The sequence below is a fragment of the uncultured Dysosmobacter sp. genome (assembly GCF_947631165.1).
In the GTDB taxonomy this organism is placed as follows: Bacteria; Bacillota; Clostridia; order Oscillospirales; family Oscillospiraceae; genus Oscillibacter.
This window is the reverse complement of record NZ_CANRKH010000027.1, coordinates 1-20,854: the sequence shown is the minus strand read 5'-3', so window position 1 is coordinate 20,854 and position 20,854 is coordinate 1. Positions and strand designations below refer to the sequence as shown.

At 53.0% G+C, this 20,854-nt stretch carries 26 protein-coding genes and 4 pseudogenes; 3 read left to right on the top strand and 27 right to left on the bottom strand.

Annotation, left to right across the window (positions count from 1 at the left end; all coding sequences use genetic code 11):
• Window positions 1-4 precede the first annotated feature (4 nt).
• A complete protein-coding gene (locus Q0Z69_RS12345; protein ID WP_298033994.1) occupies window positions 5-964 on the bottom strand; it encodes a DUF1837 domain-containing protein in 960 nt (319 codons plus the stop codon).
• Window positions 965-984: 20 nt separating this feature from the next.
• Window positions 985-1,200 (bottom strand): helix-turn-helix transcriptional regulator, encoded by a 216-nt coding sequence (locus Q0Z69_RS12340; RefSeq protein ID WP_298033991.1) that lies wholly within the window; start codon window positions 1,198-1,200, stop codon window positions 985-987.
• Window positions 1,201-2,291: 1,091 nt separating this feature from the next.
• Here Q0Z69_RS12340 and Q0Z69_RS12335 point away from each other — a divergent pair.
• Both Q0Z69_RS12335 and Q0Z69_RS12330 read left to right on the top strand, forming a co-directional pair.
• Window positions 2,292-3,065 (top strand): DUF6602 domain-containing protein, encoded by a 774-nt coding sequence (locus Q0Z69_RS12335; protein ID WP_298033989.1) that lies wholly within the window; start codon window positions 2,292-2,294, stop codon window positions 3,063-3,065.
• A gap of 16 nt (window positions 3,066-3,081) precedes the next feature.
• Window positions 3,082-4,395: an SMODS domain-containing nucleotidyltransferase gene (locus Q0Z69_RS12330; protein WP_298033987.1), complete on the top strand. Its 1,314-nt coding sequence runs from the start codon at window positions 3,082-3,084 to the stop codon at window positions 4,393-4,395.
• Here Q0Z69_RS12330 and Q0Z69_RS12325 read toward each other — a convergent pair.
• From Q0Z69_RS12325 to Q0Z69_RS12290, 8 genes and pseudogenes are all read right to left on the bottom strand, one after another.
• Window positions 4,382-5,944 (bottom strand): tyrosine-type recombinase/integrase, encoded by a 1,563-nt coding sequence (locus Q0Z69_RS12325; RefSeq protein ID WP_298033985.1) that lies wholly within the window; start codon window positions 5,942-5,944, stop codon window positions 4,382-4,384. The genes Q0Z69_RS12330 and Q0Z69_RS12325 overlap by 14 nt on opposite strands.
• On the bottom strand, window positions 5,902-7,110 hold the full coding sequence (locus Q0Z69_RS12320; RefSeq protein WP_298033982.1) for a site-specific integrase: 1,209 nt from the start codon (window positions 7,108-7,110) through the stop codon (window positions 5,902-5,904). Before Q0Z69_RS12320 ends, Q0Z69_RS12325 begins: the two co-directional genes overlap by 43 nt.
• A 17-nt stretch (window positions 7,111-7,127) precedes the next feature.
• Complete coding sequence (locus Q0Z69_RS12315; RefSeq protein WP_298033979.1) at window positions 7,128-7,415, bottom strand: hypothetical protein; 288 nt, start codon at window positions 7,413-7,415, stop codon at window positions 7,128-7,130.
• A 122-nt stretch (window positions 7,416-7,537) separates the two neighbouring features.
• Entirely contained in the window at window positions 7,538-8,380 is an 843-nt protein-coding gene (locus tag Q0Z69_RS12310; protein ID WP_298033976.1) for a hypothetical protein, read from the bottom strand.
• A 157-nt stretch (window positions 8,381-8,537) separates the two neighbouring features.
• Complete coding sequence (mobP3, locus tag Q0Z69_RS12305; protein WP_298033973.1) at window positions 8,538-10,331, bottom strand: MobP3 family relaxase; 1,794 nt, start codon at window positions 10,329-10,331, stop codon at window positions 8,538-8,540.
• A gap of 1 nt (window position 10,332) precedes the next feature.
• Complete coding sequence (locus Q0Z69_RS12300; RefSeq protein ID WP_298033971.1) at window positions 10,333-10,950, bottom strand: hypothetical protein; 618 nt, start codon at window positions 10,948-10,950, stop codon at window positions 10,333-10,335.
• A 38-nt stretch (window positions 10,951-10,988) separates the two neighbouring features.
• Window positions 10,989-11,468: a helix-turn-helix domain-containing protein gene (locus Q0Z69_RS12295; protein WP_298033968.1), complete on the bottom strand. Its 480-nt coding sequence runs from the start codon at window positions 11,466-11,468 to the stop codon at window positions 10,989-10,991.
• A pseudogene (locus Q0Z69_RS12290) lies at window positions 11,465-11,676 on the bottom strand (helix-turn-helix transcriptional regulator). The gene Q0Z69_RS12295 and the pseudogene Q0Z69_RS12290 overlap by 4 nt, the downstream one beginning before the upstream one ends.
• 141 nt (window positions 11,677-11,817) lie before the next feature.
• Between Q0Z69_RS12290 and Q0Z69_RS12285 the strand changes: the two are divergent.
• Window positions 11,818-12,573 carry a DUF6076 domain-containing protein gene (locus tag Q0Z69_RS12285; RefSeq protein WP_298033965.1) on the top strand — a complete coding sequence of 252 codons (756 nt, stop codon included), beginning with the start codon at window positions 11,818-11,820 and terminating at the stop codon, window positions 12,571-12,573.
• 257 nt (window positions 12,574-12,830) lie between these two features.
• Here the strand turns inward: Q0Z69_RS12285 and Q0Z69_RS12280 are convergent, their stop codons facing one another.
• The 17 genes and pseudogenes from Q0Z69_RS12280 to Q0Z69_RS12200 form a co-directional block, all read right to left on the bottom strand.
• Entirely contained in the window at window positions 12,831-13,502 is a 672-nt protein-coding gene (locus Q0Z69_RS12280; RefSeq protein ID WP_298033962.1) for an isoprenylcysteine carboxylmethyltransferase family protein, read from the bottom strand.
• A gap of 46 nt (window positions 13,503-13,548) precedes the next feature.
• The gene (locus Q0Z69_RS12275) at window positions 13,549-14,328 is read right to left on the bottom strand and encodes a CPBP family intramembrane glutamic endopeptidase (RefSeq protein ID WP_298033960.1); all 780 of its coding nucleotides are present in this window, start codon (window positions 14,326-14,328) and stop codon (window positions 13,549-13,551) included.
• Window positions 14,325-14,654, bottom strand: a complete 330-nt coding sequence (locus Q0Z69_RS12270) for a competence protein TfoX (protein WP_298033957.1) — start codon at window positions 14,652-14,654, stop codon at window positions 14,325-14,327. Before Q0Z69_RS12270 ends, Q0Z69_RS12275 begins: the two co-directional genes overlap by 4 nt.
• 56 nt (window positions 14,655-14,710) lie before the next feature.
• Window positions 14,711-15,127, bottom strand: a pseudogene (locus Q0Z69_RS12265) (YjdF family protein).
• Window positions 15,128-15,303: 176 nt separating this feature from the next.
• Window positions 15,304-15,429, bottom strand: coding sequence for a hypothetical protein (locus tag Q0Z69_RS12260; protein ID WP_298033954.1), 126 nt, complete (start codon window positions 15,427-15,429; stop codon window positions 15,304-15,306).
• Window positions 15,430-15,440: 11 nt separating this feature from the next.
• Complete coding sequence (locus Q0Z69_RS12255; protein WP_298033952.1) at window positions 15,441-16,238, bottom strand: CPBP family intramembrane glutamic endopeptidase; 798 nt, start codon at window positions 16,236-16,238, stop codon at window positions 15,441-15,443.
• 118 nt (window positions 16,239-16,356) lie between these two features.
• Window positions 16,357-16,533, bottom strand: coding sequence for a hypothetical protein (locus tag Q0Z69_RS12250; RefSeq protein WP_298033949.1), 177 nt, complete (start codon window positions 16,531-16,533; stop codon window positions 16,357-16,359).
• Complete coding sequence (locus Q0Z69_RS12245) at window positions 16,520-17,071, bottom strand: hypothetical protein (protein WP_298033946.1); 552 nt, start codon at window positions 17,069-17,071, stop codon at window positions 16,520-16,522. The genes Q0Z69_RS12250 and Q0Z69_RS12245 overlap by 14 nt, the downstream gene beginning before the upstream one ends.
• A 20-nt stretch (window positions 17,072-17,091) precedes the next feature.
• Window positions 17,092-17,535 (bottom strand): flavodoxin, encoded by a 444-nt coding sequence (locus tag Q0Z69_RS12240; RefSeq protein ID WP_298033943.1) that lies wholly within the window; start codon window positions 17,533-17,535, stop codon window positions 17,092-17,094.
• A gap of 25 nt (window positions 17,536-17,560) precedes the next feature.
• The gene (locus Q0Z69_RS12235) at window positions 17,561-17,755 is read right to left on the bottom strand and encodes a PspC domain-containing protein (RefSeq protein WP_298033941.1); all 195 of its coding nucleotides are present in this window, start codon (window positions 17,753-17,755) and stop codon (window positions 17,561-17,563) included.
• 69 nt (window positions 17,756-17,824) lie between these two features.
• Window positions 17,825-17,962: a hypothetical protein gene (locus Q0Z69_RS12230; protein ID WP_298033938.1), complete on the bottom strand. Its 138-nt coding sequence runs from the start codon at window positions 17,960-17,962 to the stop codon at window positions 17,825-17,827.
• The gene (locus Q0Z69_RS12225; RefSeq protein ID WP_298033936.1) at window positions 17,959-18,486 is read right to left on the bottom strand and encodes a GNAT family N-acetyltransferase; all 528 of its coding nucleotides are present in this window, start codon (window positions 18,484-18,486) and stop codon (window positions 17,959-17,961) included. The genes Q0Z69_RS12230 and Q0Z69_RS12225 overlap by 4 nt, the downstream gene beginning before the upstream one ends.
• Window positions 18,476-19,117 carry a DUF998 domain-containing protein gene (locus tag Q0Z69_RS12220; protein WP_298033933.1) on the bottom strand — a complete coding sequence of 214 codons (642 nt, stop codon included), beginning with the start codon at window positions 19,115-19,117 and terminating at the stop codon, window positions 18,476-18,478. The genes Q0Z69_RS12225 and Q0Z69_RS12220 overlap by 11 nt, the downstream gene beginning before the upstream one ends.
• Window positions 19,118-19,143: 26 nt before the next feature.
• Window positions 19,144-19,614: pseudogene (locus Q0Z69_RS12215) on the bottom strand (4Fe-4S binding protein); the annotation flags it as partial.
• Window positions 19,571-19,858 (bottom strand): CPBP family intramembrane glutamic endopeptidase, encoded by a 288-nt coding sequence (locus tag Q0Z69_RS12210; protein WP_298034017.1) that lies wholly within the window; start codon window positions 19,856-19,858, stop codon window positions 19,571-19,573. The gene Q0Z69_RS12210 and the pseudogene Q0Z69_RS12215, both read right to left, overlap by 44 nt.
• A gap of 317 nt (window positions 19,859-20,175) precedes the next feature.
• On the bottom strand, window positions 20,176-20,616 hold the full coding sequence (locus Q0Z69_RS12205) for an isoprenylcysteine carboxylmethyltransferase family protein (protein WP_367272313.1): 441 nt from the start codon (window positions 20,614-20,616) through the stop codon (window positions 20,176-20,178).
• Window positions 20,603-20,854, bottom strand: a pseudogene (locus tag Q0Z69_RS12200) (hypothetical protein); the annotation flags it as partial. The gene Q0Z69_RS12205 and the pseudogene Q0Z69_RS12200, both read right to left, overlap by 14 nt.

The window sequence follows — 20,854 nt, the reverse complement described above, 5'->3', positions numbered from 1 at the left end:
CCTGTCAGATATTTTGCATGTGCCAGATTTTCTCAAGCATACATTTCACTAACTTTTTCTTCGCTTCAATAGGCATAAGAATCAACACGGTTTGAATCCGCTCGTGATAGAGACATGTATTGATCGAATTGTAATAATCGCGAAGTGTCGTTGTATGGGTTATAATTCCGGAATCCCTTGCTGCATCGTCAATTGCTTTTAGATAATCCATTGCAACATCGTCTTCATAAATACATAGAAGCGGTATGCGAATATATTGAAACACATCCTTTAGAAGAATAGGTTTGCTCAGTTTTTCAATCCATACTGCTCTTTCCGGATGCTCAAGCTGAGCCTCCAATCCTCGCTTGATAATGACATATTGCTCAGAAAGGTAGTCCTTAGTGACATGTTTTTTCAAGTCCTCGACAAGTTCATCAATACCACCTTTTACAACACCCTGCGTTTTCCACGCTTTATAAAACTTAGTTTCACCCAACCACAATGTTGAACCATCTTGGCTAACATGTACGGCATCAAATCCCTTCGCTTCTTGCGAAAAGGAATCTTTAAAATACATTTTCGAAATAAGCGGGATTGTGTGTTTGAATTCCTTCAAAATTATGTGCAGAATGATTTCTCCGAACACACCTTTTCTTTCATACCAACTCAAAAATGTTTTATCCCAATTCTCTTCCGGAATATCGTGTTCAAGATAATCCCTAAGTTTTTCTACCTCATAAAGCTTAAGAAGGCTTTGGGCTGCTTCTCTTTGCTTTCTTGTAATCTGATCCCTTGGGATATCTGCGTATGCAAATGCATATTCCAGAATATTCTCAGAAAACACAATGGCAAAATTATCATATGCATATTGGAGTAAGCCCTCACTGTTTACATCCGTGTTCATTAACACAGTATTTACATCGTCTTCGTCAATCTTTAAGACCAGAACTCCACTCTGACCAGTGTTGTTTACAGCTTTCATCAACAAATGCTCCCATCGCCTTACTTCACGTTTTCGTCAGGCACAATCTCCATGATATCCTCAATCTGGCAATCCAGCGCAGTGCAGATCTTCAGGAGAATCTCCGTAGTAACATGGCCGTTTCGTCCCATCTTGGTGACGGATGCCGGGCTGATGCCTGCCTTTGCGCACAGGTCCTTCTTCTTCATATCCTTGTCGATAAGCAGCTTCCAAAGCTTTTTATAACTGACAGCCATAAAACGAATTCCTCCTGATATGCAAAAATGCTCTGCCTTTTGGCAGAGCATTCGGTCCGTGCGGCTCTACGCTGCCAAGGCCTACAACACTCAACAGCGTTGTATATTATGATAGCACGTTCTATCTCAAAATGCAAGAAAATGATAAATCCACACGATTTTTAGTTTTTGACTTGTGGGATCCCCTGAGACTTAGCCAGAAGGAAGAAAAGCTGCTTATTCTTTGTATATTGCGACGCAAAAATTGAAGAGGAAGCCTTCCCACAACCGCCTTGACTTCTCCATCACAAAGCGCTACAATAGCCCCAAAAAGGAAGGCCAAAAGCTATGAATTATCATTCATTTTCCCTTTGGCAGATAGGTTGCCTGTAAGAGAGCATGTTTCCTTGACGACTCTTGCAGGCGGCCCGAACTGTCAAGGAGTGAGCACAATTGAACAGAAGCCGCAGTTACTATCGTAAGCAACGTAAGTGTGTGATTCATTGCAAGGAAAAGATCCTCCGCCAGCTTGGGGGCAAAGAGGATGTTCGTGCGTGGGCTCGCGGCGCCACAGGACGATTTTCCAAGGGGAAGATCCATTGTTCCTGCTACATGTGTCGTAGGAAGTCGTACGATGAACCTCATATCCGCGACAAGCGGGCGGCAATCAATGCCGCCGAACAACTGCTTGAAATCGAGTAACTCGTCTCACAGAAAAACGCTTCCTGGCCGGGACCAGCGATTACTGCTGTCCCTGGTCAGGAAGCGTTTTTGACCACATATTTGACCACAGTCAGAGCCGGAACACTCGGAAACAGTGGATTTAAGAGCGTCAAAGAGTAATGAAAAACGAGTGGAAACTGCCAAAAGCAATTAGAAATTGCTATAAAAAATTTAGTTCAACCGTTTGGGATGTCGAGGCCGAGAGTTCAAGTCTCTCCACTCGGACCAAGAAGCCCTCCAGTGCAAAAGTCCTGGAGGGCTTTCTTCTATTAAGTATTAAGATTTAGGTAATCTACCATGCTTTCCTGATAATTAGACATAGGTATACATTGAGTTGAAAATGTATTGAAACCCTGATATACTTATAAGTAATATGGGGGGTGCAATTGATGCCAGATATTAATATCTCGCAACTGTATTCTGAAATGCAAACTGAAATGCTGCAGACACTTCGAACGGGAGCAGCGGCATTTACACACCCTGGAACTAAAGGCGATAACACCGAAGTTAACTGGATTGAATGGTTTTGTAAATATCTCCCCTCCCGGTATAAAGTTGACAAGGCCATTATTATAGATTCAACTGGAAAATGTAGCGATCAGATTGATTTGGTAATTTATGATGCACAGTATTCCTATTTAGTGTTTCAACAGCAAGATAGCAAACTTATCCCTGCGGAAAGTGTATATGCGATATTTGAGGTTAAGCAAAATCTTAATAAGGAACACATGGAGTATGCTCAAGGAAAGGCAGAAAGTGTCCGTTCACTATTTCGTTCATCGGCCCCTATTCAACACGCAGGCGGACACTATGACCCTAAACCACTGCACGAAATCCTTGCTGGGGTGCTGACTACTAAAAGTGACTGGGCTACCCCAATAGCACCTAAAGTTACCCAATATATCAATGCAACTGATCATAACAAACGGTTGGATTTTGTGTGTTCTATTTCTGACAACACATTTGTTGTTGATAATAATATATTTATATCGCAGTATGATGCAAAACAAATTCCAGCCATTCGGTTTTGTGAAAAAAATGATTCTCTCGTCTTCTTGCTACTTAACCTTTTAAAAAGGCTGCAAGACATTGGTACTGTTCCGGCTATCGATTATACAAAATACGCAAACATAATCAAAAGCAGCCTATATAAGAGTACATAAAGGAGTATTCTGGGTTATGGCAAAACAAGCAGATTTTGATGCTTTTTTGAAAAACATCGAGCCGAGCGCAACAACGGTTTCATACATTAGTAGCATCCACACCAATTTGCGGAGCTATCTAAAAAACCACGAAAGCTACAAGGACATCCACATTGATACATTCTTGTCTGGTTCCTATGCCAAACACACTTCTATTCGCCCAGCTTCTGGAGATAAAAAGCGGGACGTCGATATCATAGTCGTAACTGCATATTCTTCTTCAAAAAGCTCCATCGATGTGTTAAATGAGCTTAGAGATGTTTTGGCTGAAAAAAGTGACTACTCCTCCGCTGAAGTTCAACACCATTCTGTCGGTATCGATATGAGTGGAATAAGCATTGATGTCGTTCCGGTAATTGTAGATGAAACTGATGATCAACTGTATTACATTGGAGACTCAGAGTTTGGCGATTGGACCTTAACTGATCCGAAAGGTCATAAAGCATGGTCTACTGAGGTTAACAAAGAAAATAATGATGAGTATAAGCACCTTGTAAAAATCTTTAAATGGTGGCGGCGCACCAATTGTCCCACTGACAGAAAATACCCTAAAGGTATTACGTTAGAAAAAATCATAGCAGATAATCTTGGCGATTGTACACTTTCCACGGAAGACTTTTTTATAGCAACCATGCAAAACATCATTTCTGCATACAAGGAAGGCTACGTTGCCCGTGGAATAAATCCAGTGATCAACGACCCCTCTGCTAAAGTCACTGAAAATGATTTGCTATCGAGTTACTCTGTAGATGATTTTTCGGCATTTATTGAAAAAATAGAAGAACATATAAATTTGCTCAATACCGAAGGCACGACAAATGATACATGGCGCACAATTCTTGGCTCAGAGTTTCCTAAGGGAGACTCCTCTAACAACAGCATTGCCCTATCAAATTTGCAAATGTGCATTACTGCTCCACATCGCCAACGCCTGATATGGCCTGTACAGCGCGGTGGTGCTGCGTTTATTGCTGTTTATGTTACAAATCCAAATGGGGTACAAATTGAATACACTAATAATGGACTTCCTTTAGAGAAGGGATGCTCCTTACTATTCAAAGCATTGACAGGCATCAAGCCCCCTTATAGTGTAAAATGGCAAATTGTTAATACAGGCATAGAAGCTCAACGGGCAAATTGTCTTCGAGGTGGTTTTGAGGACTCTGATGTTGGTACCAATGGCAGACATGAAGCGACTGCATATTCTGGTGCACACTCTGTTCAGTGCTTTATTATTAAACGTGGCATCTGCGTTGCAAAAAGCCAAGAATTTATAATTAATATTCAATAATTATTTCTCGTATTTTATCGTAATGCCTCTGAACCGTAGATCTGTTTACCCCAGCGCCTTTTGCGATTTGGCTCTTATTGGTAACCTCCGGATGGGCTTTCATATAATCCATCACGGCTCGTTCCTTTTTGCTGATACCGTCTGGGATGGGTTGCCGTTTGGCTTTGACTGCGGCGATCTCCTTTTTCATTTGAGTAATCAGTTCTGCCAGCTTGGTCTCGCACTCCTCTTTGGTTTTGCCGTAGACATCCCGGGAGTGCTTCTTGCCGTCAGGCCACACCGGGGAGTATCGTCCTTCCCAAAGGCCGGGTTTTATCTCTTTGAGGTAGCCGGTGCCGGACTTTCGCTTTTTGCCCTTATATGCCTGGAATGTTGCCATCGTCTTGGCAGTGGGCTGAACCGCTGCCTCCTGCGCTTCCGCCTTCCCTATGCCCCGGTCGATGTTGGCGGCGGCCTGCCGCTGCATCTCCTCTGTTGTGTGGGCGTAAATGTTCAGTGTAGTGGCAGAGGACACATGGCCAATGATGGTGGACAGGGTTTTGACGTCCATGCCGTTAGCCAAGGCGTTGGTGGCAAAGGTGTGGCGGAGATCGTGGAAACGCACCTGTTTACACTGGGCGTGTTCCAGGACGATGTGAAGCCGCTGACGGATGTTGGCCGGGTCGATAGGCATATCCTCCTTCACTGGGGACGGGAACAGCCAGCGAGAGTGTACTGTCTTTTTATACTCCTTCAAAGCCTGCACCACAGCGGGAGGCAAGATCACGCTCCGCACCGAGCCTTTGGTTTTCGGTTTGGAGATACTCAGTTTGCCTTTTACCCGGCAAACCTGGCGGCAGATATGAAGTTCTCCCGTGGCCATATTAAAATCATTCCATTGGAGTGCCATCAGTTCTCCTCGCCGCATTCCGGTCGCCAGTTCCAGGAGGAAGGCTTCGTAATAGCCTTCCTCCTTCGCTTGGATGAGGAACCTCTGCATCTCCTCGCGGGTCAGCACCTGCATTTCTCTGGCCTTTTTCGGTGGGAGTTTACAGCCAATGGCAGGGTTTTTCTTGATCAGTCCCTCCGCCTTGGCCTTCTCTAAGGCAGAGCGGCATTTCCCGTGACAGGCTCGAACCACCCCGTTGGACACGCCAGCCTTATCTTTCAGATTGCCGCCTTTTTTCAGTCTGGCGTAAAACTGCTGGAGGTCGTTCTGCGTCAACTTGTCCAGCGGGATGTGCCCAATCTCCGGGATCACATGGAGATAGACGTCCGTCTCATAGGCCGCCTGGGTTGACAGCCGAATGTGAGGCTTGGAGTAGGTCTGATACCAGTGATCCAACCACTCCCCGAAGGGCATATCCGGCGTGATCCTGGTCTTATTCTGCGGTGTGCGGCTTTGTATCAGGGCTTTTAGCTTTTGCTCACACTCCGCCTTGGTTTTCGCTGTGACATTTTTTGTCTTGGGATAGCCCCGGTCATCGTAGCCAACGACTATGCGGCCCTCCCAGCGGCCGTCTTTTCTCAGGCGGACTGTGCCTTGGCCGCTTTTTCGCTTTCTTGCCACGGTTTCAGCTCCTCTCCGAAGATATCGGCCATAAAATCGCCCACGATCTCAGCGGCACGCTTTTGCATATCGCCGGTCACATGGGTGTAAGTATCCAGGGTAAAGCTGGCGTTGGTGTGGCCTAAGATACTGGCAAGCGTCTTTGCGTCCACCCCTGACGCCAGCGCGTGGGTGGCGAAGGTGTGACGCAGATCGTGGAAGCGGATGGATGGCAGCCCCGCCCGCTTTAGCAGAGTTTTCATATGGTTGTAGGCTCTCCCTGGGCTCATGGGCTCCTCCGGGTGAAGGGGATTGGGAAATATCCACTCCGTCAATGCCGCTTTCTTTCTCTCCCGGAGGATATTTGCCGTGGTGGGAGGCAGGATGATCTTCCTGGTGCCCCGGTCAGTCTTGGTCTCCCCTACCACCAGTTCGCCTGCTTTCTTCACGCTTGCGGAACGTTGTACTTTTAGCGTCCCCGCCGTCTCATCAAAGTCCTCCCATTTTAGGCCGCAGATCTCGCCCCGGCGCAGGCCAATGGTCAGTTCCGTATAGAAAAAGTCCCGCCACTGTTCATCCTTCTGTACCTCAGCCATGAACGCATCCAGTTGTTCTTCATTGAGGATCTGCATCGGCTTGTAGTTGGGTTTTGGGTTGGCCACTTGATCCAGAGGATTTTGAGCAATGATATGAACAGTCTCCGCATCCTTCATGGCCAAATGGAGCATGGAATGGATCCGGTTGATCGTGGCGTCAGCCAAGCCTTGCCCGTGGATATCATCTTTCTGTACGCGTCCATGGTCTTTCAGTTGGTTGTACATCTCCTGCACATCCGCCGGGGTGATTTTAGAAATGGCCTTATCCCCCAAGATGGGCTTGATGTAATTTCTGGCATAGCCTCGATACCCACTGAGTGTGCTGGAACGGACCGTTTCCGTCTTGTATTCCTCCAACCAGCGGTCCAGCCACTCCCCCAGTGTTAAGGAGCAGTCCTCCGTCAACTCCACGTCTTGGTAGTTCTCGATGGCTCGATGGAGCTTATCCAGCAGTTCCCGCTGGGTAGCCGCGTAGACATAGCGGAAAATGGGCGGCCCGTTTTTCTTGTGGCCTACTACGATTCGGCCCTCCCATCTTCCGCTCGGCGTCTTTCGCACCATACCATCCCCGGAGGGCCTGCGTTTTGCCATGCTTGTTACCTCCCTTCTTACGATATAACAGTGCCGGAGGCCTCCCCACCAAGTGCGGAGAGAACTTTGGCATCCTGCAATTCTTTTCTGATCTCCCAGCCCAGGGCAAACCCAGCGGTAAAGTTTTCCTCGGCCACTTCCTCCCGGAGCTTCTCCTCAACGTCCAGGAGACAGCGGAGGCGGGCACCGCCGCATTCCAGTTTGGGCTTCAGCTCATTAAATATCTGCTCGATCTTGGCCAGTTCCTCGGTATGGCCTGGCGTGGGAATTAGTCCCTTTTGCAGTTCTCTCATGTGTTTCAGCATTGTGTGTGCCCCCTTTTCAGCAAGACACAATACCACACCCCGGCCCGGAAAGCCACCGGGCCGGGGCAAAGTTATCAGAACAGACACATTTTTCTGCAGGGTCTTTCTTTGGAAACACTGTATCATTTAACTCTCAAGTCATATTCTGTTTTTTGGAACACGCCGTTCTTATATACGTCCCAGGCCTCCATCTGATAGGTCCCTGGAGGGCAGGAGTTGAATACCTCGGTGAGCCGCTCCGGCTTCCAGGGCCAGAATGCCTGTGGGTTGGAGCCTTTGGGGATGGACAGTTCTATGCGGACAAACTGTGTGCCGCCCTTTCGGAGTACCGGGGCTCCGTCCCGCCATGTCTGCTCATTGGCCCCGATGGCGTTGTAGAGGGTGTAGAGCATCCGCCGGGTCTCATAGAGGTTGCGGATGAACAGATACTCCTCGCCGTTGATGTTGTAGTGCCGCACCTCCATGTCCGGCAGCACCGGCTGATTCAGCAGGGACCAGTCGCAGGTGGGAGTGGGCAATGCTCCCAGCGGGCCGTCCGCAAAGGCGTTGGCATCCCACCGGGACACATCGGTGATGGCGTACTCGTAGCCGTCATCGCAGCGCACCACGTCACCCTCCTTGGGAACATACCGGGAGCCATCTGTGGGGAGTGCTACCGTTCCTTTGGTGGTCGGAGTCTTGGCTTCTGGGCTGTAGGGTGTTGCCGTACTGATTCGCACGGAGTTGGTGACGGTGTCATAGTCCACACCGAAGTCCACCAGCCGCCCCTCATCCCGGAGCTTCACATAGTTGTGACCGCCGATGGCATAGGCTTCCAGTTCCACCCGCTGACCATCCACGAAAAATTGCTGGGTACTTCTCTTGGCCTGGAGGTACTCCTCGGCTGCGCCGGCCACCGATCCCACCATGCTGGCTCCCATGAGGACCCCTGCTGTCAATGCGATGATGCTCTGCTTCGTTTTCATATACGTTGCCTCCATTTCTCCCGCTGGGCGGGTATTTGCAAACCTAACAATAGGGCAACGGGTTTGATAAAGCCAGGGGAAAACCGCAGAGTTATCTAACCAGACATATTTTTCTGCAGAGGCTTTTCTTTGAATTGCGGCGCAATATCTGAGTCGGTCACATGGTCATCCCGCCCCAGCCCATCTGCTGCTCCTCATGGTCGTCGGGCTTGTGGCCCATGGCGATTTTCTTCTCTCTGATTTTGGCCCGCAGTTTTCTATCTACCGGCTCCAATCCCACTGGAGCCTTGGGTGGGACTGTGTCTTGACGGAAGGTCTGGGCCAGGTGGTGGAGCAGTTTGGTTGCCGCCAGGAACACCGAGGGTCTGCCAATCTGTTGAAAGTGGTCCAGGAAGAATTGGGCGAACTGGTTGCCCTGGTCAGCGGACTGGGTGAACCAGTACCAGGCCATTTCTCTGTCCTGTTGTATATCCTGTCCCATGAGGTACAGCTTGCCCAGGGTGTACTGCGCGTACTGGTTGCCGCTCTCGGCGGATGCGGTGAGGTAACCGATGGCCTTTGGTATATCCTTGGGCACGTCCTCACCCTGAAGATACAACTTCCCCAATTGATAGTCGGCGTACTGGTTCCTCTGGGCGGAGGCTTTTTCGTACCACTGCACCGCTTCCTTGATACGCTTCTCTTGTTGGAGCAGCTTTCCCAAAGCGTATTGGGAGAAGTCGTTGCCCGCCTCGGCGGACTTGCGGAGCCACGTTTCCGCTTTTTCATCGTCCGGCATCACGCCGAGACCATCCCGCCAGCACTTGCCCAGTTGATGTGCCGCCACCGTGAAGCCGGCGTCCCAGAGTTGCTCCAGGGTGTGGACGGCGTTCTCCATCTCTACCCACGAGGCATCCTCAGCATAGAGGACTTCCTTGGCCTCCTGATAGGTTGCCACCATCTGCCAGAGGGACTGGAAGGCGGGCGCATCTTCTTCCTCCTCCCAGGTCTCGTCCGCCATCTGCTCGTCCTCGAAGGTCACCGCGCCCAGGCGGATGCCCTCCGCCTCCCGGATGACCATGTTCTTGATGGCCTTGAATTCCTTTTGCTGAGAGAGCGGCAGCCACTCTCTGGGCGTGTCCTTGTAGTAGTTCTCCACCTCATCCCGCAGGTGGTTCCAGACTTCATAGCACTCCGCCACCTGCGGGAGCGCGGCCAACTCGTCCACGATCTCGTCCACCAGTTTCTTGGCCGGTTTCTTCAGGTAGCCGTAGACCTTCTTGCCCTTCGTGTCCTTGAGCGCATCGGCCAGCGCAGCCATCTTCTGCTCGATGACCGGGCTGGCGCAGAGGGAGGACTCCATCTCTTGCACCAGTTCCCGCATGGCGTCTTGGGCGGTCTGGGTGACCTCCTTGTAGGGCAGGTCCTTCTGCTGATAGAGCGACAGCATCTCGTCCCGGAAGATCTCATTGGTCAGCTTAGAGCGCATCTTCTCGATACCCTTTTCGGTGAGGTAGCCCTGCTTCGGGTCCGCCGACCAGACCATCATGTGGACGTGGGGGTGGTGCTTCTCGTCGTGGAAGGCGGCGCACCAGCGGAGGTCCTTGGGCGGGATCTTCATGGCCTCGGCCAGCTCCACCTGATGAGCGGTGAGGAGCCGCCGCCAGCTCTCCGCGGAGTCGTAGCCCAGCCGGGCAGCGTCCTCACGTTTCAGGGAGTAGATAAACGTCCAGACGGGAGCGGGGTGGTTGCTCACTTCCTCCATCGTTTTCTCCAGGTCAGTCACGGGCTCGGCAGAGAACAGACCGTGAGACCGGGGACGCTGGGCGATGTACTTCATGTACTTGTCGCCGGTCTGCACATCCTCCGTCACCATCTCCACTCCGTCACGGGTGGCGATGTACTTTGCGTAGTTCCCGGCGCCACCGCCGCCCGGTTTGATGTAGCCGCTCTTTTGGATCAGGCCCGTCATCTCACTCCAGCCCTTTCTGATACTTCAGTGCGTCCTCGAAGGAGACCTGACCGTTGGTCTCCTTGACCTCCCGGACACACCGGGCCCGGAGTCTTCTCAGCGTGTCCAGGTCAGCGCTTGAGGCGGCGGCCACCAGGTTGGCCATCACCGCATCGTCCACCGCCAGTTTGAACAGCAGCCGCCCGACGCGGTCACCCAGCGCGCCCAGCTTGCCGTCCAGTATCCCGGCGAGGACACGGGGGAGGTACTCGTCCGCTCCCTCTGTGTCCAGGTAGCCCGAGTAGAATCGGATCGCCTTCTCGATATACTCGTTCAGCGTGGAGCAGTTGTCCTCCTTGTAGTGCTTCTGCACCTCAGTCCAGGCTTCGTCGGTTAGCCAGACCGTGTGTCGGTGCTTTTCTTCGCTCATGCTCAAAAACCTCCGTTTTTTCAGAATAGCGTCAGGACAAATCCCGCAACGGCGGGACTTTCCCGCTCTTTTGGACAGGCAAGCGCCATTCGCCGACCCCAGCCCCAGAAAAAGCGCCTGCCGCTTTGCCCGTAACTGCCCCGCACTGCGGGGCGGTGTGAACGTCCCGGCGCAGAAAAGCGCCGGGGCTTTCTCCTGCCTTTCCTCCAACCGGCTCCCTTGCGCCCCTCGCAGGGCCGGGTGGGGTCTTACCCCTCTGTATAGCTGGAAGGGCCACACGGGGCCGCTGTGGGGTGACGGCGGTCGTATTCCCCTTGGAGTTCCAGGCTGCGTCTGCGTTGAGCGTCCAGTTCGGCTTGGTGGAGCTGCCGCTGGTGGTACTCATCCACCGCGCACTGAATGGGTAGGATGGTGTAGAGGAGTGTGCCGTTTCGAGGTGTGCCGTCCTCCCTTCGGACCATGGTTGGCTCCGTGTGGATGAGCTTCCTGTCCTCCAGCTCCCGCACATACTTTGCCACCGTGTTGACGCTCATCCGCACCGCCCGGCCGATCGTTTTGTAGCTGGCGTAGCACTGGTAGGTCTTGCGGTCCTCAATGTGGAGCAGATAACCGTAGACGGCGATAGCTCCCGCCGACAGCTCCAGATGATAGATCACGTTGGGCAGTGGAAAGTAGTTCTTGATGGGATCCCGCCGGGGCCAGCCGATCATGGCTGCGTGTTGTCTCACTGACTACCACCTCCCGTGTGCTCCTCCACCCACTGGATGAACTTCTCCTTGGGCACTACCATGCGGTTGCCGATTTTCAGGACTGGAAATCCCGGCTCATGCATCAGCTCGTAGCTGCTGCTGGGCGACACCCCAGCACCTTGGAGACCGACTCGGCGTTGAGGAACAGGGGCAGGTCGTCGTAGGAGTTATACTTGGACTCTTTCATTGGTTGCTCACGTCCTTTCGTTTTGGGGTTGACAATCTGCTTGTCGTAGTGTATAGTCTATCCGTGAGTAGACTATAACATGAGCCAGAATAGTTGTCAATAGCCATATAAAAATAAATCGTCTATTCAGGAGGACGCGACATGAGTTTCCCAAAACTGACCTTCCCGCTGACTGTAGCCTTTGCCAGCGCGGGATACTGGATCGGCGACCAAGGGCCGTTCAAATACGGCGCCGGGGTGACGGCGTTTTTCATTGGCGAGGACATCGGGGAGGTTGCGGACGACGGCATCCCGCTGATGCGGGAGCTGGAGCAGCAGCTCCGCACCTTTGGCGGCCATCTCCAGCCCTACGTCCGGGAGGAGCCGGTGGACGCGGATCTGTTCCTCCAGCCTGAGAGGACCGCCGCCGACTGCGACCTGTGCTTTGCGTTCCACCCCGTCGAGGGCGATGCGGGCGACATGGTAGAACGGTACGTCTTTTCCTCTCTGCGGGACTTTCTCTATGTGGAGCTGGGCAAGGCCATCCTCCGAGGCAACGCGCCGCGCCAGTGCCGCCTGTGTGGACGCTGGTTCCTCCATGAGCAGGGCGACCGGGCCATGTACTGTGAGCGCCTCGCTCCCGGTGAGGAACACAGGACCTGCCGGGAGGCCGGGGCCAGGGCTGTGTTTGAGAAAAAGCTCCAGGAGGACGACGCCTGGAAGCTCTACAAGCGGGCGTACAAAAAATACTACGCCCGTGTGATGAAGGGCAACATGAGCCGGGAGGAGTTCAACGCTTGGGTGGAGGTTGCCGCCGCCCGGAGGGACACCACGCTCTTGCTTCTGGAGGGCACAAAGAGCGCGGAGGAAAAGGCGGAGCTGATCGAACGGCTGCGGGAGGAACTAAATAAGGCATAGAGCAAGGCCGCAGACGGTTACAAACCGCCTGCGGCCTACTTCTTTGATAAGGCGTATCACAACAAAGGCAGTTTATTAAGGGCTTGTTACAATAGGATCGCCGTTCAAATAATTGGCAGCAAAGCACCCCTCACCTTTGTCCGGTGGTATAGATGAGGGGTGGATCATTCTTTCATTGGTTGCACTATCTTCCCATTGGCGTAACGGTTGACGTCCTGAACGCAAATAGGCATCGGTCCCCTCCCCTGGCTTTTCGTCTACCAAATCAGCGGGATCAATTTGTACCTGACCTTCTTTTTGTATTCCCGGTAACCCTCCAACTGCTCCTCCAGTACCTGTTCCTCGTTTTGGATCCGCTTGACCAGGATCCAAGGGTAAATCAGAAAGATCAGAAAGGAGAGCGGAGACCCCAGGACAAGGGGCGTGGATAAAAACAGCAACAATGTAGCCAGATACATGGGGTGCCGGACAACACCGTACAGCCCGGTGTCCACCACCTTCTGTCCCGTCTGGACCTCCACAGTCCTGGACAGGTATTCGTTTTCCCGCATGACCCGGGCATACAGGGCATAGCCGGCAAGAAAGACGGCGGCAGAGAACACCGCCGTCCATTTCGGCATGACCAGCCAGGAAAAGCGGGCGTTCAGCCCGCACAGGATGAAGCCGGCCAAAAACATCACGCCGCTGAGGAGCACGATCCGCTTTTGTTCCGGCTCGGTCTCCTTTGTTTGGAGGCGTTTTTGCAGCAGCTCGGGGTCTTTCATCAACAGGAAAACGCCCAGCACGAGCATGGGGACAAATAAAATGCCCAGAAACAGCCAGCCGTTCCAATATTTAAGCGTTCCGGCGCTCAGAAAGAGCAGCAGGGCGACCGCGGCCAGGCCCGCAAGATATTTTGTGAGTGCCTGTACCAATAATTCTTTGTTCATGCCCTTCCCCCATTTCACTTTATCACATTCTGCCTGATTTTCCCGTCTATGTCAACATCAGCCAGACCAACTTGGAACCCACATGTGCTCCGGCGTGGCCCATCATAGCGTACTGGATGCCGTACCTGCGGTAGAGCCAGCCGAAAGCCAGACCCAGGCCGCCGTTGAGCAGGAAACAGCGGACCACCACCAAGGGCGTGAGGGCGCCAAACATGGCGACGGTGGCGGGCAGATGTCCCGCCGCGAACAGCAGGGCGCAAAGGATGTTGGCTGCGATGAAAACGCCCTGGGGGATCTCCTCTCTATTACAATTTCTGAAAAACAGCTTCCAGATCAGGAACGCCACAAGGGACATCAGGAACAGGCGGAGTAGGACTTCCTCGATGATCCCACCGTAGAGGGTGGAGGACAGCCAGTTGTCCAGCCGCCGGGTGAGAAGGCCGCTTTCGTAGCTCTCCCGCACCTGGGGCAACCACCGGCCAAAGGTCCAGTAGTCCAGAGAGAAAAACGCTCCGCAACCCAGGGTGACCCACAGGGTGGGGAGCAGCTTGTCCTTTTTCAGCCCTAACGGGCGCATCAGGCCCACGGCACGGGAGAGGACATAACCCACCGCACCGCAGACGAAGGCCAGCATGGCGCTCTGAATGGCAGTCAGGAAGTACAACGGCATAGCGCCGCCCGCCTGGGCCAGCACGCTCTGGTGCAGCTCCTCCGGGAAGGAGGCCAGGGAGTAACTGCCGGTACACCACCCGCCCACGGCGGCAAAGGGCAGCAGGCACAGGGCAAACAGAACAGGGGCTTTCCAGGCCCGGTTTCTCTGATTCATTTCCGTGTTCCTCGCTTTCTCTCTTTCTTCTCCGGGAGCTCCGGCTCCATGGCGGTAAACAGCGCCGCCAGAAAGTCCCGGTCATCCACGTTCTCCACCAGCAGCATATCCTTTCCACCCTCGTAGGGCGGCTCATAGCGGGCGTCCGGCATCATGCGGATGGCGGCGGGTATCGGCTTGACCAGCAACCGGTTGTCGCACAGGTAGGCCGCCGTCTTTCCCCGGTAGTAGATCATGTACTCGCCAAAGGCTTGTCGGTAGGCGATCTCCGGCAATCCCGACAGCTGCTCCAAAATAAAATTCAGATAATCCTTACTGGTCGCCATAAAGTGTCCCTCTTTTCCAGTCACTCGTTCTTCTTTTTTTGCAAATCACACTGATACTATCGGCCCCTATGTTTTTCCTTTCGTTTCTCTTGTTTCAAATCAAACCGGCGCTGCTTTTCCGCTTCCTTTTCGGCCTTGCTGATCTGCCGATGTTGGAGCTTCGTTTCCTCCCGCTGCAATTGCAACGCCTGCTGTGATCTTGTGCTGATCCCGGTTTCAGCCAGTTGCTTTCTCACTTCCCGCTGTACTCGTTTCGGATTCTTTTTTGCTTACTTCTCCACAGCGGCAACGGCAGGGCTGAATTTCAGGTCATAGTAGTGCCGCAGTAGGAACGCATAAACCTCATAGTCCTTTGGCTCAGCGCCGAACGTGATCTTGGAAACGGACAATTTTCCATCCTCGATCCGTTCGACCGCACCAACCCAGAACGGTTTTTCAAAAAACACCGTCAGCTTACTGTGATCGATATCCATAGAAAGCACTCCTCCCAAATCTACCGAAGCAAAGAACGGACGACCCGGGAGGGAAGGTTACTTACCCCATCGTCACGATGGGGCGGCCGGGCTACCTACCGGCTCTGGCATATCCTCGGGGGATATGCGTTGCGTTTTTATCCTTGCCATTTTGAATTTTGTTCTTTATCCAACCTTCATTTTTTGTTTTCCTCACGTTCGTCCAGGGCATCCTTGACCGCTTTCTTGACCACAACATAGAGAACGGCGGTCAGGACCACAAGAATAAACCCATATTTGATGATGATTGCGATGATTTCCATAATGATTTCTCCTAATTGCTATGATTTTTCGATATGTACCTCTGCCGCGCCAGGGCCCAAACCGCCGCAAGAAGGGCAAACACCGCCGTCATGACCACATAGAACCAGACGTCGGCCTGGATGAAGCAGTAAGTGAGGTTGAAGCACAGGTGGATCCAGATGGCGTAGGCCAGGTTATTGTGCTTCTCCAGCACACAGCACATGATGATGTTGAGGGCGGTCATGACCACCACGTTGGAAATGATGTACACCACCATGCTCCAGCCGGTGAAGTCCGAGTCCACAAACCAGAGCACGGTGTGCCAGAAGGCCCAGATGACGCCTCCCGTTATCGCGCCCTTCCAGAAGCCCAGGCGCTTTTCCAGCTCCGGGCGGAGGTACCCCCGCCAGCCCGCTTCCTCCCCGGTGGGGCCGGACAGGAGGGAGAGAATCACCGTCAGGGGGATGGGGTATGATCCCCGGCTGAACAGCGGCGCGAGGTCCTTGCCCTGGGCGCTGTGCAGCAGACCGGTGAGCAGAGCGGAGATCACCATGCCGCCCGCCACGGCCACGGCCAGCAGAGCCAGCAGGCCGGGGCGCAGTCTGCCGGAAAAGGCGTTTTTGTAAAAATCCCGGACGGTGATTCCGGGCAGAAGGCGCTTGAACATCACCAGCAGAACAATAGTGGGCGACCAGGCGCAGAGGTTGGACAGCCACCGCATCACCAGGGGCGGGGCGTGAAAGGCCATGGAGGCGGCGCCGCAAAGGCCCAGCACCATAGCCCAGAAGATCAGGTAGGCGGTGATGACATACTTTGTAGATGCTTTCATCTCTCGCCGCCCCCTTCCCGCAGCTCCGAGCCGGGGCGCAGGACCAGGGAGGACAAAATCAACGCGCCCAGCGCCACAGCGGCCGGTATAAGCATGACAATGATCTTTTTGTACATTTTCATTTCTCCCCTTTATCCTTATTCATTGCAGACATGACTGCAATCGCCGCAAAAAAGCAGCATGCGGCCACCGGATAAGCGGGTTTATGTCCGCAAATCGCAGCGATGCAAAAAACGATCCCTCCCGCGAAAAGGACAATGTCTACTATTTTCAAAATCATATTATTCTTTTTCATCGCTACAGCCTTCTGTCTGTAAACCCTCAAACAGTTCCGCCCCGTGGCGGAGCACCAGGGAAAAGAGAATCAGGGCAATGCCCAGCGCCAGCGTGACACCGTTGCCACGGTCGCTGGGATGGCTCATGGCAAAGCACTCGCAGACCACCGCGGAGACAATCGCCGCCACCAGGGGCATCACGATGGTCTTGATGCCCAGGCTTTTGACCTGCTCGGCGCCTGCCAACGTGAAAGGCGTCCCGTCTGCCAACTCCTGCTTTAAGTAACGGTGGGTGAAGAAAAACAGAAGGCCGTCCGTCAAAGCGAATACGAAGTCACCCAGCAGGATACCGATCATCTGCTCAAGCCCGGCGGCCTGGGTCAGCTTCAGCGCGTCCCTTTCGGAAATGCCTATGACGTTGCCGCCGTTGCGCCACGCGGCGGCGCACAGCACACCCGCCAGGGAGAGCCCCGCCCAAATGAAGGACAGGATCATGGCGATCATGGCCAGGGTCTTGAATACCTTATAGGTCTTTTGGATGGTTTCTAACGTTTTCATGGGAATACTTCCTTTCTCTTTCAATCGTTTTTCAGCCCGCGGTAGAACGCCACCGCCCCGTCCCGCTCTGCCTGGTCGGGGTGGCCCTTGTTGATGCCGCCGATGAGCTTAAAGGGCCCGTAGGTATCGAACCCCTTGCAGCCGTAACTGCCCAGCACCGTACAGCCCCGGGCCTTGACGGCGTCGGCGAGCTGCTCTGAAAAGTCCCGGCTGTTTTTTCCGCAGGTATAGAGGAAAAAGACCTCCTTGCCCGCCGGGATGCTCTGGGCCGCCTCGGTGATGGCGGGATAGAGCTTGCCGAAGGCGACGCCGGAGGCAAAGCCGACGCGGCCGTACCCCTCCCAGGGGATCGGGCCCCGGCCGACCTCGAGCAGGTCTACGTCCGGCTCGGCGGCGGCAATGGCGTCGCACAGCTTCCTGGTGTTTCCGTGGTGGGTGGATCCGCAGATGATCAGCGTCTTCATGGGGATACTTCCTTTCTGTTTCAAATCAAACTGGGTTAGGGTCCCGGGGGATGATGACCGCCGCGATGATGTAGGCGATAATGCCGCTGCCGCCCAGGGCGCAGAAGAGCACCCACAGCAGCCGCACCACGGTGGGATCCATGCCGAAATACTCCGCGATGCCACCGCACACGCCGTCGAGCATCTTGTTTTGATTGGACTTATAAAGCCGTTTTCCCATGTTGAACACCATACCTTTCTTTGACTGTTTCAGAAAAACGCAGAGCCGCCCGAAGGCGAAGCTCTGCGTCTAAGCGTCTGGCTTTTCTGGTTTATCTTGATTTCCATTTTCAACCGTTTCCCGGTGAAGTGCGGATGCAGGTCGGTTTTTCTCTGCAAGCTGGAATTTGCAGCATTTTTGATGCCCTCTCCAAAATACAGGTTTCATCCCTGCCTCCATAAATACAATTTCCCGGTTGTTATTAACTCTCCCCCGCCGCATTCATACGGTATGTCTTTTACATATTGAAACCCCAGTTTTTCCAAGACTCGGGCAGAGGCCTTGTTCTCCTCGGCGCATGACGTCACGCACTCCTTCATCCCCAGCGCCTCCGCGCCATATCTCATCACCCGCTTCATCGCCTCTGTGACGTATCCCCTGCCCCAGTATTTCTTTCCAAGGTTATAGGAAATGTCAAAGTGTCCTTCCTCTTCATTCCAAAAAAGCAAGCAGGTCCCAATGACCTCTTTTCTGTCCTTGGTAACAATGACCCAGCGGTTCCACCGGTCGTTTCCCAGGTTCTCCAGCTCAAAGCGCACGAAATTCCTGGCCTCATTTATGTCGTCGCTTGCCTTCCACCACATGTATCTGGACACATCCGGGTCCCGCATCCAGCACATGAAGATGGGAAAGACATCCTCGCTCCGGACCGTTCTGAGCACCAGCCGTTCTGTTTTTAAATCAGGGGTCATATCCTTCCCTCCCAAAATCCCGGTCAAAGTTCCCAATAAAAAGATAACCGCCTAACACCGCGTTGAATATCACGGCTGCAAATGTACTGAAGCGTTCAAATAGCCCAAACACAGCTTTGGGCATGACGCCGGTCCCCACGGCCCCCAACAGCATCAGCGCCAGGCAGAGGACCGCCCACACCGACAATACATGATGGGCCCCTTTTCTTGCGCCCAACGCGATCAGTACCAGGGAGGCAATCGAAAAAATGACCACCAGGACCGTCACGAGCAAATGCATGATATTTTGCGGATCTGCCCCATCCGCTCCTGCTACCCACGGAAACAGTTCATATCCCACGGTGCACACCCATTCCATGGCGCAGAAAAGATAGACGCCAAGGCGCAGTAGCCTCTCCTTTACGTGCTCCATCGACACGCACACCGCCATAATGGATACGATGCCGCAGGGGGCAAACAGGGCGTTCAGCCGGCTTGCCAGCGCTGCGGACGGCGCGCCCACCGCCGACAGGTCGCTCACCGCCATGCTCAGCCAATCATAGCCCGGATAGGCCAAGGGAGAAAAAACGACCATCGCGGCATAGGAAAGCAGGCTGATCACTCCGAACAGTCCCAGTCTGGAAAGTTTCATTTTTGCATCTCCTTACATCCACAGTTTCATGACAGCGCCTTTTTCGGGCAGGCCTTTACGCACTCCATACATAAAATGCACTCGGTCCCGTTGAGGCGTTTCCGGGAATTGTTCGTCACTTCCACATTCATTGGGCAGACCTTTTCGCACGTTCCGCAGGATACGCACTTGTCCTTGTTGCACTTGACCCGGATGGCGGAGAAATAGCTCATGGGCTTCAGGAATACGGTGATGGGACAGATGTATTTGCAAAAGGCCCGATTATCCTTGAAGCAGAAAGCCAAAAGGATCCCCACGGCATAATACAAAAGGTTGCCGACAAGAAAACTCCAGAACATGATCCGTTCAAGCCCTCCGACCCGCGCGAGAAAAAGGCCCGCCACAAACAGGAGGGAAAGCGCAAATACGATGTAACGAATGAAACCCAACTTTTTGCGCGGCGCCTGCGGGACTTTATAAGGCAGAAAATCCAGCACCATGGCTGTCCAGCAGGCATACAATCACCGTCACGATATGCCACAGGCCAAACAGCAGCGATTGGATCAGATTGCCTTGTCTTTCCGTGAAGGCCGTTTTTGCCATCTGAAATAGGAACCCCCGAAACAATCCCTCCTCTGCCCATACATTTACGATATTTCCCATGATGCATATCACGACCGCCGCAAAGGACGCCCCACCGATGTTCTGATCTTTCAGGGCGAAATTCGTAATGAAAAACTGAATATTCGCCGCTTTCCCCATTGCGGAGAGAACAAGGTATTCCGTCAAATAGGACAGGAAGAATGTACTTACCCCCAAGAGCAGACCCAAACCCGCACTTTTCAGAATCCCGCTTTTGCGAAAGCCTATCTCCTTCCAATTCAGCCCTAATCGCGGCAAAACGATCAGGAGAACCGCAAGGATGAACAGCTTGCAGATGATGTTTTCCGCCAGAATCGTCTGGTCGGTCTTAACCACAAGAAATTCGATGTCCTTCACAACAGCGCAAGGCAGGAAGACTGCCAATACGATTGCAAGCGTTTTCTTTCTGCTGATCGGCATCATACCTTGATTCATGTTCAAGCCCCTTTTTGACCGTTTGCAAAACGCATTTGACGGTTACTTCTGCCCAGGTAGCGGTTCACTTGCCGCTGATATTCCCGGTAAGGTGTGCCGAAGGCGGATACCAAAAAGGGTTCTTCCACCTTTACAATCTGGAGATGGAGCATCCCGATGGCAAAGGCGGATGCCGCCAACAGGGCCGAGTTGAAGAACATCAGCAGGATTCCAATATATACAAGGTCGAAACCAAGGAAGGCCGGGTTCCGGCTGATTTGGTAAATGCCGCTTGTAACCAATTCCGTCCGCTCCTGTTCGGAAACGCCGGCCCGCCAGCTGTCCCGCATGGTAAGGACGGAGAGAAGAAAGACCGCCGCGCCGCCATGGTCGGCCCTCCGGCCGCATCCGCGTTCGGCGCTGTGATGGCGAACCGCAAACTTGAATTTGTTACTCCGTCCCATGCACAGCTATCTCCAGATAACTGACGATTTTAGGCTGTTCTGCAACTTCTGAACCATAATATCTTCCTTTATACCAAAGCTTAAATCCACCATCAATATACGCAATGCAACATCTTGGCATACAGATATCTTTGCCTCTTGGATAAACCATTTTAGGGGCGTATTGAATACCGTAATAGTCTAAAGTTTCCATTATCTTAGACCATGAACCTTCCGCTTTTCCCATTACCTGCAGAAC

Excerpts from the sequence above, each read along its gene's own strand:
- Q0Z69_RS12345 (WP_298033994.1), bottom strand. The coding sequence starts at position 964 with ATGAAAGCTGTAAACAACACTGGTCAGAGTGGAGTTCTGGTCTTAAAG.
- Q0Z69_RS12340 (WP_298033991.1), bottom strand. The coding sequence starts at position 1,200 with ATGGCTGTCAGTTATAAAAAGCTTTGGAAGCTGCTTATCGACAAGGAT.
- Q0Z69_RS12335 (WP_298033989.1), top strand. The coding sequence starts at position 2,292 with ATGCCAGATATTAATATCTCGCAACTGTATTCTGAAATGCAAACTGAA.
- Q0Z69_RS12330 (WP_298033987.1), top strand. The coding sequence starts at position 3,082 with ATGGCAAAACAAGCAGATTTTGATGCTTTTTTGAAAAACATCGAGCCG.
- Q0Z69_RS12320 (WP_298033982.1), bottom strand. The coding sequence starts at position 7,110 with ATGGCAAAACGCAGGCCCTCCGGGGATGGTATGGTGCGAAAGACGCCG.
- Q0Z69_RS12315 (WP_298033979.1), bottom strand. The coding sequence starts at position 7,415 with ATGCTGAAACACATGAGAGAACTGCAAAAGGGACTAATTCCCACGCCA.
- Q0Z69_RS12310 (WP_298033976.1), bottom strand. The coding sequence starts at position 8,380 with ATGAAAACGAAGCAGAGCATCATCGCATTGACAGCAGGGGTCCTCATG.
- mobP3 (WP_298033973.1), bottom strand. The coding sequence starts at position 10,331 with ATGACGGGCCTGATCCAAAAGAGCGGCTACATCAAACCGGGCGGCGGT.
- Q0Z69_RS12285 (WP_298033965.1), top strand. The coding sequence starts at position 11,818 with ATGAGTTTCCCAAAACTGACCTTCCCGCTGACTGTAGCCTTTGCCAGC.
- Q0Z69_RS12280 (WP_298033962.1), bottom strand. The coding sequence starts at position 13,502 with ATGAACAAAGAATTATTGGTACAGGCACTCACAAAATATCTTGCGGGC.
- Q0Z69_RS12275 (WP_298033960.1), bottom strand. The coding sequence starts at position 14,328 with ATGAATCAGAGAAACCGGGCCTGGAAAGCCCCTGTTCTGTTTGCCCTG.
- Q0Z69_RS12270 (WP_298033957.1), bottom strand. The coding sequence starts at position 14,654 with ATGGCGACCAGTAAGGATTATCTGAATTTTATTTTGGAGCAGCTGTCG.
- Q0Z69_RS12260 (WP_298033954.1), bottom strand. The coding sequence starts at position 15,429 with ATGGAAATCATCGCAATCATCATCAAATATGGGTTTATTCTTGTGGTC.
- Q0Z69_RS12255 (WP_298033952.1), bottom strand. The coding sequence starts at position 16,238 with ATGAAAGCATCTACAAAGTATGTCATCACCGCCTACCTGATCTTCTGG.
- Q0Z69_RS12250 (WP_298033949.1), bottom strand. The coding sequence starts at position 16,533 with ATGAAAAAGAATAATATGATTTTGAAAATAGTAGACATTGTCCTTTTC.
- Q0Z69_RS12245 (WP_298033946.1), bottom strand. The coding sequence starts at position 17,071 with ATGAAAACGTTAGAAACCATCCAAAAGACCTATAAGGTATTCAAGACC.
- Q0Z69_RS12240 (WP_298033943.1), bottom strand. The coding sequence starts at position 17,535 with ATGAAGACGCTGATCATCTGCGGATCCACCCACCACGGAAACACCAGG.
- Q0Z69_RS12235 (WP_298033941.1), bottom strand. The coding sequence starts at position 17,755 with ATGGGAAAACGGCTTTATAAGTCCAATCAAAACAAGATGCTCGACGGC.
- Q0Z69_RS12230 (WP_298033938.1), bottom strand. The coding sequence starts at position 17,962 with ATGAAACCTGTATTTTGGAGAGGGCATCAAAAATGCTGCAAATTCCAG.
- Q0Z69_RS12225 (WP_298033936.1), bottom strand. The coding sequence starts at position 18,486 with ATGACCCCTGATTTAAAAACAGAACGGCTGGTGCTCAGAACGGTCCGG.
- Q0Z69_RS12220 (WP_298033933.1), bottom strand. The coding sequence starts at position 19,117 with ATGAAACTTTCCAGACTGGGACTGTTCGGAGTGATCAGCCTGCTTTCC.
- Q0Z69_RS12210 (WP_298034017.1), bottom strand. The coding sequence starts at position 19,858 with ATGGGGAAAGCGGCGAATATTCAGTTTTTCATTACGAATTTCGCCCTG.
- Q0Z69_RS12205 (WP_367272313.1), bottom strand. The coding sequence starts at position 20,616 with ATGGGACGGAGTAACAAATTCAAGTTTGCGGTTCGCCATCACAGCGCC.